Origin of the sequence: Leuconostoc palmae (assembly GCF_019656075.1) — a bacterium.
Lineage (GTDB): Bacteria > Bacillota > Bacilli > Lactobacillales > Lactobacillaceae > Leuconostoc > Leuconostoc palmae.
In genome coordinates this window covers 43,250-57,274 of sequence record NZ_BPKZ01000009.1, presented here as the reverse complement: position 1 = coordinate 57,274, position 14,025 = coordinate 43,250, and the positions used below count along the sequence as shown (strand labels likewise).

Sequence of the window (14,025 nt, the reverse complement as noted above, 5' to 3'; positions counted from 1 at the left end):
CAACTGCGTATCAAAATCAAGCTGTCCATGTGACAGGAGAATATACGAATGCTTCAGGAATCACATGGAGTCAGTTCACGTTAAGTGGCAAAGAAGACAGCAAGCTATGGATTGATAAGCGTGCTTTGCAAGCTTAATTATTCTTCAAATAAAAAGAGTAGCACTTTAAATGACAAGGTTACTCTTTTTTATTTGGCTAATATAAATATAATAGTATGAAATATGCACTTGATTTTGTTTTTTAAATAAAAATTTATGTCAATATACGTTAGGTTATAGCCTTACTATTTAATAAACATCAAAATAGAATTTTAATATGCTTTAGCCTATCTTATGCTTAGTTTGTATGGTAAAATTTATTAGTAAAAGACGTTCAAGCGTTTATTGTTCGTTTTTTACTAAAAAATAAAAATGTACACTCACAGAGGGACACTCACGGATGGGCGCAAACAAATTTGACAATGATGAATTGTTAACTTTCTCCGACAAACTCATCCCGTCTGAAAGCAGCTGTATTGTACTAGGAGAAAAAAATGTCTGGTGTAATTGTTGTCGGTTCTCAATGGGGCGATGAAGGTAAAGGTAAGATCGTTGATTTTTTTGCTGAAAATGCAGATGCGGTCGTTCGTTATCAGGGTGGAAATAATGCTGGTCATACTATTTGGCATGGTCAAACAAAGTTTGAATTATCCGCATTACCTTCAGGAATTCTAACAAAAGGGCAATTAGCAGTAATTGGAAATGGCGTTGTCGTTAATCCGGAAGCCTTATTAGCAGAAATTGCAGAAGTGCAGTCCCAGGGAATAGCCGTTGATAATTTACGTATTTCTAATCGAGCACATGTCATTATGCCTTATCATATTGCACTTGATAAAGCTGCTGAATCTTCAACGAATAACCGCATTGGGACAACAAAGAAAGGAATTGGTCCAGCTTATACGGACAAAATTTCACGTGTTGGCATTCGTGTTGCAGATTTAATTGATCCAGAGGTTTTTGCTAAATTATTAAAAGAATATTTACCTTTTAAAAATGATCAACTAACTAAATTGTACGGTGAAGAGGCACTTGATTATAATCAAATCTATGAAACGTATGTAGAATATGGACGTCAATTAGCGCCATATGTTACAGATACTTCTTATTTACTAGGGCAACTTATGGCAGAGAATAAACGTGTCGTATTTGAAGGGGCTCAAGGTATTATGTTAGATGTTGACCATGGTACATACCCGTATGTTACAAGTTCTAACCCGACTGCAGGTGGGGTCATGAACGGTGCTGGAGTAGGACCAAAGCAAATTCAAGATGTTGTTGGTGTCATCAAAGCCTATACGTCACGTGTTGGAGAAGGTCCATTCCCAACTGAATTACATGATGACATTGCTAGTCATATTCGTGAAGTTGGTCATGAATACGGTGTTGTAACAAAACGACCAAGAAGAATTGGTTGGTTAGATGCAGTGGCGTTGAGACATGCTGTTCAAGTTTCTGGACTAACAAAGTTAGCAATTAACTCGTTAGATGTTTTATCTGGCTTGAAAGAGTTAAAAATAGCAACATCATATACCTATAAAGGAGAAGAAATTCACCATTTTCCAGCGTCAGATACTTGGTTTGAAGGCTTGGATGTGAATTTTGAAACTTTTCCTGGATGGGATGAAGATATTACCGGTGTTCAAACATTTGACGAATTACCACAAAATGCTAAAAACTATCTCAATCGTATATCAGAACTTCTAAATGTTGAGTTATTAAGTTTTGCAGTAGGACCAAAACCTGAAGAAACACATCTAATGACTGATGTTTGGCATTAAAATATAAGGAAATATGGCATGATAAAACCTGCGGATTTACTATTTGTATCTAACCAACATGAGGGTATGGATGATGCGATTGTTGCTTCAACAGGGAATTATGTTCATGTTGCGCTAGTAGTTGATGATAGACACATCATTGATGCTTCCCCTAAATATGGTGTTGCCTTACGAACATTATCTGATTTTTTAATCACATCACCGCAACCTGATATTTTTAGGCCAAGGATTACTAATCAAAATCAAATAGTTCTAAAAGCTAAAATGTTTATAGGCTTACCATACAATGTGTCATTTTATCCTGAAGACAAGGGAATGTATTGTTCAGAATTCATTACAAACGTTTTTAAAGATACAATAACGTTTGAAAATCAACCGTTATCGTTTGCGGATGGCTCGCAACTGATATCAAACTACTGGCAGCACTATTTTAATAAATTAGGGGTGCCAGCACCTGTCGGTCAAAATGGTTCCAATCCTACGGCAATGGCAAAAAATGAATATTTAGATTTTATTGGAAAGCTAAAATAAAAAGTGTTTGCAGATTTTTTGACTGCAAACACTTTTTATTTTTATATTTTTGCCTGAACAAATGACTTTTCGTCAATGATAATATGTCCGTTTTCGTCAATATCAGCGTAGAAATTAGAACTATTAGGGTTTGATAAATAATAATCAGCTAATTTGTCTGCTATCTCAGTCTGTAGAACACGACGCAATGGGCGAGCGCCCATTTTAGGGTTATAGCCAAGATCAACCAATTTAATTTTTGCATTCTTACTGATTGATATATGTAAATGATTATCTGACAAGCTATGGTTCATGTCATCAATTAGTAAATCAATAATCGCCATAAGATGTTCTTTGGTTAGCGCTTTGAATTCGATAATGTTATCGAATCTGTTTAAAAATTCAGGTCGGAAATAATTTTCTAATCGTTCGATTAAGCGATTTTGTTCAGTAGCTTGATTAAAACCGACTGGTGAATTTCCAGTGTCTGACGAACCAGCATTAGAGGTCATAATAATAATAGTATCTTTGAAGCTAACAACATGCCCTTGAGCATCTGTTAATCGACCATCATCTAATATTTGAAGAAACATGTTCATGACATCAGGATGAGCTTTTTCAGCTTCATCAATTAATACTAATGAATAAGGATGACGTCGAACTTTTTCGGTCAATTGTCCGGCTTCTTCGTAACCGATATAACCAGCGGGAGCACCAACCAGTTTTGATATTGCATGTTTTTCCATGTATTCAGACATGTCAAACCGAATGAGGGCATCTTCGCTACCAAATATTTCCTTGGCAAGTTGTTTAGCTAACTCAGTTTTTCCAACACCTGTTGGACCAACGAATAGAAATGAGCCGATTGGACGTCCTGATTTTGTTAAACCAATGCGGTTTCGTCGAATAGCTTTGGCCACGGTTGTAACCGCTTCTTCTTGCCCAACGACATGATTTGAAAGATGAGAGTCAAGATTTTGCAATTGATTTGCTTCATTGTCTTTTAGTTCACCTACAGGAATGTTGGTCTTGGATTCGATAATCTTTAAAATATCTTTTTCTGTTACAGATTGAGGCTTGAACATTTCTGGATGCGCTTCAATTTGAGCTTTTTGTGACTCTAATTGATTCGTTTGATCACGCCAATAACTCGCTTTTTCAAAGTCTTCTTTATCAATTGCTTCCTGTTTTAATTGTTCTGCATTATCAATTTTTGCTTGAATTGTTTTTGGATCTGGAATTTTCATAGATAGATTTTTGCGAGATCCTGCTTCATCCATTAAATCAATTGCCTTATCGGGTAAGAAACGATCAGTAATATAACGATCTGATAAATCTACTGCTGCCTGAATAGCTTCTTCAGTAAAAATAACGTGATGATAGGTTTCGTAACGTGCTTGAATGCCTTTCAAAATAGTTATAGTTTTTTCTTTTGAAGGCTCTTCAATTTGAACAGGTTGGAATCGTCTTGCAATGGCACCATCTTTTTCAATTTTTCGGTATTCATTAAGAGTTGTTGCACCAACAAGTTGGAATTCACCTCTCGCAAGAGCTGGCTTTAATATATTACCAGCGTCCATACCGCCTTCAGCGTTTCCTGCTCCCATGATTTCATGAATCTCATCAATAAAAAGAATGATGTTAGGATCATTAGCAACTTCTTTCATTAATTGGCGCATACGTGCCTCAAACTGGCCACGCATTGCAGTCCCTTGTACCATTGACGACATGTCTAATTGTATTACTTCTTTTGATTGCAATTTTTCTGGTACGTTGTTTGCTACGATAGCTATAGCTAATCCTTCAACAACAGCTGTTTTTCCAACACCAGGTTCACCAATGAGAACAGGATTATTTTTTGTACGACGATTTAAAATTTCAATTGTGCGTTTTATTTCTTGGTCTCTTCCAATAACAGGGTCTAATTTACCATCTCTTGCTTGTTGTGTAAGATTAATACCATATTCTTCCAGTAAAGTAGATTGCTTATTTTTTTTATTTTGAGATTGATTAGAAGTTGTGTGACCGCTTTGAGCTGATTGCATTTGTTCGTTCATTGCTCTCATCATTTCATCAAAGTTAATATTTCCAAATCCAAATGGGTCTTGAGATGCCATAATATGTCACGTGTGGAACAAGCAATATTACTGTTCCTACACTTCCTTTCTATGTTTATACTTGAATTATAGCAGTAATAGATTAAATTGCAATTAAAATTGGCACTCTTTTTAAACGAGTGCTAATTTTTAAAATAAGATATAATTATGGTGGAGGTGTCAAAAATGAATTATACAGAATTACTTGATAACTTAAAAGATGGTAAAATTGATGAAATCAACATTACACCAGAAAACTTTCCAGAATTTCAAAAAATATGGCGTGACTTTCCTTCACAAAATAAAGTTCGAGGGATTGCCGGTAAGGGAGGACATATTAAGTATGTACGAGCAAATTAATCGGCATTTGAGAGTGGTTTTATGCTACAATACTATAAGTTAAGCATATTATTACATGCGAAGTTTTAAAAGATAAAGGGGCAGCACAGTGGCATTCTCATTTGGACAACGAAACGTCGGTATCGATCTTGGCACAGCCAACACATATGTATATATTGAAGGGCGTGGTATAGTGTTGCGAGAGCCATCAGTTGTTGCACGTAATACACAAACAAACGAAGTGGTAGCTGTTGGTTCTGAAGCCAAAGATATGTTAGGGCGTACACCGGCTAGCATTGCCGCAATTAGACCAATGCGTGATGGCGTTATTGCTGATTATGACACAACTGTTGCTATGATACGATACTACTTGCAAAAGGCACTGGGTGGACGTATTGGCAAGCCTTATGTCACTATTGGCGTACCGTCTGGAGTGACTGCCGTCGAACGACGTGCTGTTATTGATGCAGCACGTGTAGCGGGTGCTCGTGATGCATACGTTATTGAAGAACCGTTTGCTGCAGCTGTTGGTGCAGGATTGCCAGTTATGGATCCTACTGGATCAATGGTAGTTGATATGGGAGGCGGCACAACAGATGTTGCGTCAATTTCTTTAGGTGGTATTGTATCGAGCCGTTCGATTCGCATTGCTGGTGATAAATTAGATGAATCAATCGCTAATTTTGTTCGCAATAAATACAATATCACAATTGGTGAACCAACTGCAGAACGATTAAAAATTGAAATTGGTGCAGCTTCTCTAGAATTAGCAAGAACTTTACCTAATGCATCTGTACGTGGACGTGATTTATTGACTGGATTACCAAAAACAATTGACGTTACAGCTGAAGATGTAGCATTAGCTATTCAAGAACCTGTTCAAGAAATCGTGGTTGCTATCCGTGAAACATTAGAATCAACTCAACCTGAATTAGCAGCTGATGTCATTGATCATGGTATGGTTCTCACTGGTGGTGGTGCCATGCTACGTGATATGGATAGAATTATTCAAGAAGCTACAAAAGTGCCTGTCTTAATTGCCAATGAACCACTCGATGCTGTGGCTATTGGTACGGGAGAAGCTTTAAAATCCATAGATGTTATGCGACAAGGATAGTATGGTAATGTTAACATCAATTAGCGTAGCGCTTGCGCTACGCTTTTATTTTTAAACAAGGGGAAAAACTACATGCGTAAACTATTTTCATCGCGAACTGTAGTGACAATTATTATTGCTTTCATTGTTATTGTTGGTTTGATTACAGGATCAAATTGGTTATCTAAACGGACTAATACACCACCTTTTGTGCAACGATTCAGTAATGATTTGGCTGGAGGCGTAAGCCGTCTAATTTCTGTTCCAACAACAGCAATCGGACGAACAGCAAATAGTATTGGTAACTTACTTGATACATTTGAAGAAAATCAAATACTAAAAGCTAAAATTGATCAGTTTGCTCAGGACAAAGTGCGCTTGCAAACAGTTGAAGAAGAAAATAGGTCATTAAAAAAACAGTTAGGATTACAAGCAACATTAACTGATTTTAAGACGGTTTCAGCTGTGACAATTAGCCGTTCACCGACGACTTGGCAATCACAGTTGGTGATTAATCAAGGTATTAAGGCTGGTCTAAAAAAAGGCATGCCGGTTTTATCTGGTGCGGGAATTATTGGTAGAATTAGTGAAGTCAATACGACTAACTCAAAGGTTGCTCTAATTTCAGATACTAGTGAGGATGCTAATCGATTCGCCATAACTATCAAAGGAAATAGTGGTGAAATTAATGGTATTATTACAGGATTTAATCGTGAAAAAAATCAGTTAATTATGGGTCAAGTCACCTCAGATAATACGATAAAAGCTGGAGATTTAGTTGAAACATCTGGATTAGGCGGTGTAATTCCTTCTGGTCTGTTTGTCGGAAAAGTAGCACGTGTTACTAAAGATGACTATGGTTTATCGAAGCGAATTTACATTGAACCTGCTGCTGATTTAGGAAACATAACGACAGTCGTTGTTGCTGTATCAGAGATTGGAGCAAAATAATGGCATTTTGGCAATTAACAAGAATTCGTGTTGTTTATCCTGTTATACTATTTTTTTTATTATTTGTTGATGGTGCCGTCATGTCTGGAATGGGCGCATTTTTTACCGCCTTTCCCTGGCATGTACTACCATTAGCAACACTAATTTGGTTATTTTATGGTGTGCAATTTGATGTGGATAAAGATATGCCCTTTTGGATTTATGTTACAGCAACAGGTATTTTATTTGATGCTTATTACACAGGTATTTTTGGAACTTACACCGTTGCTTTTTTAATAGCGACTATGGTAATGAAGCAAGCAAAAAATATACTTGATGAACGCTTGTTAAGCGGATTAACAATGTTTCTGTTCGGTATCCTAACATTTTTAGTCATTACATATTTTGCTGGTTATATAATCGGGATCGCTAACGTTAGTATAGTAACATTTTTATTGTTTGAAGTACTACCAACAGTCGCTTTGAATGCCTTTTTTGCTGTAATAGGTTATTTTCCTGTATGGTCATTTTTTAATTTCTTGAGATAGAACTTGACAGTTACTGAAAAATAAGATATATTAATAACAATATTAAAAAACGATGAGCAGAAGAGTAGTTTAACTTTTTTTAAAGGGAGTTTGCGGGTAGTGTGAGCAAATAAAAATGTTAAGTGAACCACATCTGTGAGTATACATCTGAATTCAGTAGGTTGTATCGGAAGTGCCCGTTATCGCATCCAGTCTTTTGACTGATTAAGACATATTCAGTGATGATAATGTGATTAAGAGGTGGCACCGCGGTAAACGCCCTCTAAGTAGATATCTACTTAGAGGGCGTTTTGTGTTAACAAACAAGAGACTGACTAAGTGGTTTTGTGTGAACAAAATCAAAATATGAGGTGGTACCACGCTCAAGCGTCCTCTTGCTTTTTGCAAGAGGTTTTTTAATACAAATCTTTATTAAATTAGGAGAAGGAGAGCAGAATGAATTATTTTCTTGAAATTTTGCCCAGCTTGTTATCTGGATTAAAAATGACACTAGGGGTATTCTTTATTACAATTATTGGTTCTGTACCCCTAGGTATTGTTGTTTCATTGGGAATGAAGTCAGAATTCTTTGTACTTCGCTGGCTAATTAATGGATATATCTGGATTATTAGAGGTACACCATTACTTTTACAGCTAATTTTTGTATACTATGGTTTAGGCATGATGGGCATTACGTTTCCAAGATTTGAGGCTGCTATTATTGCGTTCATTATTAACTATGCAGCTTATTTGGCAGAAATCTTTCGCGGCGGATTGCAATCAGTTCCTAAGGGACAATACGATGCTGCTAAAGTATTAGGGTTTAGTAAGACGCAAACTTTTTTCAAGATTGTGTTGCCACAAGTGATTAAAATTGTTGTACCATCTTTTGGTAATGAAGTGATTAATTTAGTAAAAGATACTTCATTAATTTATGTTATTGGTTTAGGCGATATATTAAGAGCTGGGAATATTGCTGCCAGTCGAGATGTGACGCTCATTCCCTACTTATTGGTAGGATTAATTTACCTACTCATGACAGCTGTTGTGACCGTAATATTACGGCGCAGCGAAAGTCGTTTAAATATATGGAGGTAGCAGATGTTAGAAATAAAAGGATTAACCAAAAAATATTCAGATAGTGTTATATTCAAAGAATTATTTTTAACCGTTGGGGATGGCGAAGTACTTAGTATTGTAGGACCTTCTGGAATTGGGAAAACAACTTTAATTAAAATATTGGCAGGTTTAGAATCAGCTGATCAAGGGGAAGTATTATTAAATGAGGAGAAATTAGCTATCGATGGGTCACAATCTGGAGCAAAAGTTGGCCTAATATTTCAAGATTTTAATTTATTTCCAAACTATACAGTTTTACAAAATATTATGTTGGCACCAATAAATGTTTTAAAAACAAGTAAGACAGATGCCAAGAAATCAGCACAAGAGCTGCTGGCCACATTAGGTATGTCTGATAAAGGTAATTTATATCCCTTTCAATTATCAGGAGGACAAAAGCAGCGAGTGGCGATAGCTAGAGCTTTGGCAATGCAACCTCAGATTTTAGCTTATGATGAGCCGACAAGTGGTTTAGATGAAGTTTCTACAAAACAAGTAGCAGAAGTTGTCAATACATTAAAAATACAAGGTGTGACGCAATTAATTATTACACACGACCAGTATTTTGCGGAGTTAGTTTCTGATCGGGTATTTGATTTTTCAACAGAGGTAAAACGTTAATGACTAATAAAAGTAAGAAAATTATTGTTAATAGTGTGATAGGGGTAGTTGTCATTTTGATTGCAATATGGGCATTTACCAGTTTAGGAAGTAGTTCTAAAGATAGCAAATCAACTAAATCAAACATTCAGACTGATCAATGGTCACGTATCAAAAAAGATAAGCAAATTACAATTGGCTTGGATGATACCTTTGTACCTATGGGATTCCGTGATAAGGATGGAAAAATTGTTGGATTTGATGTCGATTTAGCTAACGCAGTCTTTAAAAGTATGGATATCAAAGTCAAATGGCAACCAATTGATTGGTCTATGAAAGAAACCGAATTAAATACTGGTAACATTGATGCTATTTGGAATGGGTACACGGTAACGGATGATCGTAAGAAAAAGGTAGCATTTTCAGATTCTTACCATAAAGCAACCCAAGTTTTGGTTACCTTGAAGAAAAACAATATTAATCGTTTTTCTGATATGAAAGATAAGGTACTTGGTGACCAGACTGCATCAAGTGGAGATGAACAATTTAATAAGTCACCCAATATTTTAAAACAATATGTCAAAGACCAAAAAGTAATTGGCTATGATACTTTTGACAAAGCATTTAATGATTTAAATGCTGGACGAATTGATGGCTTATTGATTGATGAAGACTATGCACGTTACTATGTAGCACGTCAACCTAAACCAGAAGATTACACGATTACTGTGGGTGATTTTCCAATTGATAATACCGCTGTTGGGTTCAGAAAGTCTGATGATAAGTTGCGCGAAGCTGTCAATAAAAAGCTGCAAGAATTTAAGTCGGATGGACGTATTAAGGAAATTGAAAATAAGTGGTTTACCAAATAAAATAAAAGCTAAAGTTATATAACTTTAGCTTTTTTATATGGCATGATTACTGTCATATAAATCTTTAAAAATGTTACACTAGTATTGTTACATCTATTTCATTTAAGGAGTGACAGATGCTAAGAGATTCACTTTGGATAATTGTTGTCACGCTTTTAGTTACAAACACGCTTGGTGCCATACTAACTGTTTTTAGTCAGAAAAGAGATATAGCAACAATATGGGCATGGCTCCTAGTACTTATTACATTACCTGTTGTGGGGTTTTTCGTATTTTTTCTTGTGGGAAGTCGAATATCTAATAAAAAAATATTTAGATTGCGTACACAAGAGCAACGTGGACTGGAACAAATAGCTGATAATCAAAAAAAGCAGTTACAACAAATTGAAGAACTATTACCGATTCCGGATGCTGCCTCGGAACTTGTTAATTTATTTTTAGTCTCCGATGAGGCTATATTGACCCGTGGTAATAGTATTGATATTTTTGACAATGGTGAAGATAAATTTGAAGCATTATTTAATGATATCCGCCAAGCAAAACATCATATACACATTGAATACTTCACTATATATGATGATAATATTGGCAATCAACTCATTGATTTACTAACTGAAAAAGCCCAGCAAGGGATCGAGGTACGTGTTATTTTTGATCAGTTTGGATCCCACGGTCAGCATAGAAAACTTTACAAACGACTACGTCAATCTGGTGGTATTGCAGTATCTTTTTTGATGAGACCTTTTCAATTATTGACTTTAAGATTTAATTTTAGGAATCATAGAAAGTTAGCGATTATAGATGGTCTGATTGGTTACATAGGTGGATTTAATGTTGGGGACCAATATCTTGGTGAGTTTAAAAAGTTTGGGCATTGGCGTGATACGCACATTCGTATAACTGGAGATGCCGTGTTATCATTACAGAATCGTTTCTTAATGGATTGGAATGCTACAGCAGAAGCGCATGAATTATTAGTCAATACAACGGTATATTTTCCTGTAATTTCTAAATTACCAGGTAGATCAATGATACAAATTGTATCTAGTGGTCCAGATAATGATATGAAACAAATTAAACAAGGATTTATGCGAATGTTTGCTTCAGCTCGAAAAAGTATTACAATCCAAACACCATATTTCATACCAGATGCTGCTATTTTAGAAACCTTGGAAATTGCAGCTATGTCAGGAGTACGAGTTAGGTTAATGATTCCTGATAGACCAGATCATCCATTTGTTTATCGCGCAACACAATATTATGCCAAAGAATTACTTGATTTAGGTGCCGAAGTTTATAGATATGATGGTGGATTTTTGCATAGCAAAGTCGTCATTATTGACAATGAAATTTCAACGGTTGGGTCAGCAAATATGGACATTCGGTCTTTTGAACTTAATTTTGAATCTAATGCTTTCATGTATGATCCTGATTTTGCTGAAAGGTTAGAAAAACTATTTGAAAAAGATGTTAGTCAGTCTACTCAACTCACAGTTACTTATTTTGAACAACAATCTGTTTGGATGACTATTTTACAAAAATTTAGCCGACTATTTTCACCAATACTATGAAAAAAATAATGATTAAAAAGGGTGTTAACTTAGTGTTAATGCCAACAACACAATTTAAAACACTAAACATCGCAGTTGATTTTTGTGCGCCTATAGATGTCACGGATTTATCCTCACGAGCTTTGCTAACTTATGTTACAGCTGTAAGTTCGCAAAAATATCCAACTCAGCAAGCGGTAGCTAAAAAAACAATTGAACTCTATGGTGCACAATTTCAAACCGATGTTATTCGATTTGGCCAAACACATCATGTGCGCTATAATTTGCAATTACCAGCGCCTACATATGTTGCTAACAGCGAGAATAATAATTTAATGTCTATGGCTTTCCAATTTATGGAAGACATGATTTTTGATCCCTTGATTTTAGACGAGCATTTTGATACAGCAGTATTTAATCAAGAACGACAAAGTCTCATAAATGAAATTACTTCAATTAATGAAGATAAGAAACGTTATGCTTTAAGTAAATTACGTGCGATAACTTATGAAAACCGAGCCCTTCAATTACCTGCTTTGGGTTCAGTTGAATACGCTAAAAAAATAACTAGTTCCGGTCTATTAAAAACATATACAAACATGATTAACAATGATAATATCAATATTGTTGTTTTTGGCGACATATCAGGAAATGAAGTTGAAGAACTGGTTAAACGTTGGCCACTGACTAATCGGGATTCAACAGTAGAGACACCTTTCTACCGTCAAAAGAAGAGGACACAATTCGAACACGTAGTAGAAAAACAATCTGACATTAATCAGGCAGTTTTGACTTTATCATATCAATTAAGTTTGAAACCAAATGACCCACGTCGCTTTACAGCAATCGTTTTTAACGCGTTATATGGTGGTTCACCATTATCAAAGTTATTTATGAATGTTCGTGAAAAAGCTTCTTTAGCTTATAGTATTTATTCACGTTGGCAACATGATACTGGTATGTTATCAGTTATTGCAGGGCTGTCCGTAGATGATGTTGAACGGGCAGATAAAATGATTCAAGAAGAATTAAAGAAAATTCAACTAGGTCAATTTGATCAATCAACTTTATCTGCGATTAAGACATCTATTATCAATGATTACTTAAGCCAACAAGATTCCCCTAGTAGTGAGATGTCATTAGCATTTTTGCGCATTTTAACACAACGAACAATAAGTATTCAGGAATGGGTAAATGCTGTTGAGAATGTATCAATCGAAGATGTTGCTGACTTAGCTAAAGAAGTAACTTTACAGGCTAAATTCACATTAATTCCCGAGACCTCAAAATGAAAATAAAGAAATACGAACAATTAAAAGAAACAGTTATCTCAGAGACACTTGATAATGGCTTGAAAATTACGATGGTACCAAAAAATGATTATCACAAGACATTTGCTGTTTTGACAACACCATTTGGTTCCTTGCACCAACACTTTAGCATTGATGATGGTAAGTTGATTGATATTCCCGCAGGAACAGCACACTTTTTAGAACATAAATTGTTTGAAAAAGAAGACGGTGATGCTTTTTCTCGGTTTGGCGAATTAGGTGCTGATGCTAATGCGTTTACAAATCAATACCAAACAAGCTATTTGTTTTCTTCAACAAGTAATTTTAAACCAGCGTTAATTCATTTATTAGACTTTGTTCAAACACCTTATTTTACAAATGAGACAGTAGCAAAAGAGCAAGGAATTATTGGTCAAGAAATTAAAATGTATGAAGATGATGTTAATTGGATTGTCTACATGGGGCTACTACAGACGTTGTATCCTAATTCTGCAATCTCATATGATATCGCAGGAACGCAGGATTCGATTGCCAAGATAACACCTGAGTTACTCTATCAAATACACCAAGCTTTTTATCAACCTAGCCAGTTAACTTTACAAATAGTGGGCGCTTTTGATCCACAAGAAACACTAGCCATTATCAAATCTAATCAAAAGCATAAAACAATTAATTCTTGTCAAGTTAACGTGATACAAAATACATTACCAGAAACACAAATGAAAATAAAAATTCAACATTTTGACGTTTCAAGACCTAAAATTGCGTTAGGTATACGTTTGCCAGATAATCACATCACAGGTAAAGAAGCAACCAAAATTGGATTAGTTGCTGACATTTTATTAGATATGATGTTTGGAGAACATACAGATTGGTATCAAAAACTGTATAATAAAGGTATTATAGATACAGAGTTTGAAACGTCTTTCGATATGATGTACCCGTATCAATTTATCAGTTTTTTTTCAGAAACTACCGAATATGAAACGCTAACGACAGAGATTTACAAACACATTACTAACTATAAAGAGGTGTTGTCAAATCAAGAGTTGACTTTCAATGCTTTAAAGAGAGCAACGCTTGGAGAAGGAATTCAACGTCTTAATAGCTTAGAGAGTATTGCTCTTAGAGGAGATGACATTTTGTTTGGCAATAATTTGTTTGATAAAATTATGTTGTTACAAAAAATTACGTATAATGACGTATTAGATCTTTCAGAAATAGTCTATAAAAATTTTGAATTGCAACGTTTTATTTTAAAAAAATAATATTGGAAA

Annotated in this window: 14 protein-coding genes and 1 other annotated feature; of the genes, 13 read left to right on the top strand and 1 reads right to left on the bottom strand. The window is 35.3% G+C overall.

Annotated elements, in window-relative coordinates:
- From K5Q12_RS07270 to K5Q12_RS05985, 3 genes are all read left to right on the top strand, one after another.
- Nucleotides 1-137, top strand: a 137-nt coding sequence (locus K5Q12_RS07270) for an SH3-like domain-containing protein (protein WP_220742805.1), incomplete at its 5' end; no start/stop codon positions are given.
- Nucleotides 138-533: 396 nt separating this feature from the next.
- Nucleotides 534-1,817 carry an adenylosuccinate synthase gene (locus tag K5Q12_RS05990; RefSeq protein WP_220742802.1) on the top strand — a complete coding sequence of 428 codons (1,284 nt, stop codon included), beginning with the start codon at nt 534-536 and terminating at the stop codon, nt 1,815-1,817.
- An 18-nt stretch (nt 1,818-1,835) separates the two neighbouring features.
- Nucleotides 1,836-2,348 (top strand): YiiX/YebB-like N1pC/P60 family cysteine hydrolase, encoded by a 513-nt coding sequence (locus K5Q12_RS05985; protein ID WP_220742801.1) that lies wholly within the window; start codon nt 1,836-1,838, stop codon nt 2,346-2,348.
- A 41-nt stretch (nt 2,349-2,389) separates the two neighbouring features.
- Here K5Q12_RS05985 and K5Q12_RS05980 read toward each other — a convergent pair whose 3' ends face one another.
- Nucleotides 2,390-4,444 (bottom strand): ATP-dependent Clp protease ATP-binding subunit, encoded by a 2,055-nt coding sequence (locus tag K5Q12_RS05980; protein WP_220742800.1) that lies wholly within the window; start codon nt 4,442-4,444, stop codon nt 2,390-2,392.
- A gap of 165 nt (nt 4,445-4,609) precedes the next feature.
- Here K5Q12_RS05980 and ykzS point away from each other — a divergent pair, with 165 nt between their 5' ends.
- The 10 genes from ykzS (at nt 4,610) to yfmH (ending at nt 14,016) form a co-directional block, all read left to right on the top strand.
- Nucleotides 4,610-4,783, top strand: coding sequence for a protein YkzS (gene ykzS / locus K5Q12_RS05975; protein ID WP_220742799.1), 174 nt, complete (start codon nt 4,610-4,612; stop codon nt 4,781-4,783).
- Between the two features lie 88 nt (nt 4,784-4,871).
- Nucleotides 4,872-5,879: a rod shape-determining protein gene (locus K5Q12_RS05970; RefSeq protein ID WP_220742798.1), complete on the top strand. Its 1,008-nt coding sequence runs from the start codon at nt 4,872-4,874 to the stop codon at nt 5,877-5,879.
- A gap of 72 nt (nt 5,880-5,951) precedes the next feature.
- Nucleotides 5,952-6,809: a rod shape-determining protein MreC gene (gene mreC, locus K5Q12_RS05965; RefSeq protein WP_220742797.1), complete on the top strand. Its 858-nt coding sequence runs from the start codon at nt 5,952-5,954 to the stop codon at nt 6,807-6,809.
- Nucleotides 6,809-7,336 carry a rod shape-determining protein MreD gene (mreD, locus tag K5Q12_RS05960; protein WP_220742796.1) on the top strand — a complete coding sequence of 176 codons (528 nt, stop codon included), beginning with the start codon at nt 6,809-6,811 and terminating at the stop codon, nt 7,334-7,336. Before mreC ends, mreD begins: the two co-directional genes overlap by 1 nt.
- Nucleotides 7,337-7,379: 43 nt before the next feature.
- Nucleotides 7,380-7,713: a binding site (T-box leader), on the top strand.
- Between the two features lie 58 nt (nt 7,714-7,771).
- On the top strand, nt 7,772-8,413 hold the full coding sequence (locus K5Q12_RS05955) for an amino acid ABC transporter permease (RefSeq protein WP_220742795.1): 642 nt from the start codon (nt 7,772-7,774) through the stop codon (nt 8,411-8,413).
- 3 nt (nt 8,414-8,416) lie between these two features.
- Nucleotides 8,417-9,055, top strand: a complete 639-nt coding sequence (locus tag K5Q12_RS05950) for an amino acid ABC transporter ATP-binding protein (protein WP_220742794.1) — start codon at nt 8,417-8,419, stop codon at nt 9,053-9,055.
- A complete protein-coding gene (locus K5Q12_RS05945) occupies nt 9,055-9,906 on the top strand; it encodes an amino acid ABC transporter substrate-binding protein (RefSeq protein ID WP_220742793.1) in 852 nt (283 codons plus the stop codon). The genes K5Q12_RS05950 and K5Q12_RS05945 overlap by 1 nt, the downstream gene beginning before the upstream one ends.
- Before the next feature lie 116 nt (nt 9,907-10,022).
- Nucleotides 10,023-11,477 (top strand): cardiolipin synthase, encoded by a 1,455-nt coding sequence (gene cls / locus K5Q12_RS05940; RefSeq protein WP_220742792.1) that lies wholly within the window; start codon nt 10,023-10,025, stop codon nt 11,475-11,477.
- A complete protein-coding gene (gene yfmF, locus K5Q12_RS05935) occupies nt 11,474-12,748 on the top strand; it encodes an EF-P 5-aminopentanol modification-associated protein YfmF (protein WP_220742791.1) in 1,275 nt (424 codons plus the stop codon). Before cls ends, yfmF begins: the two co-directional genes overlap by 4 nt.
- Complete coding sequence (gene yfmH / locus K5Q12_RS05930; protein ID WP_220742790.1) at nt 12,745-14,016, top strand: EF-P 5-aminopentanol modification-associated protein YfmH; 1,272 nt, start codon at nt 12,745-12,747, stop codon at nt 14,014-14,016. The genes yfmF and yfmH overlap by 4 nt, the downstream gene beginning before the upstream one ends.
- Nucleotides 14,017-14,025 lie beyond the last annotated feature (9 nt).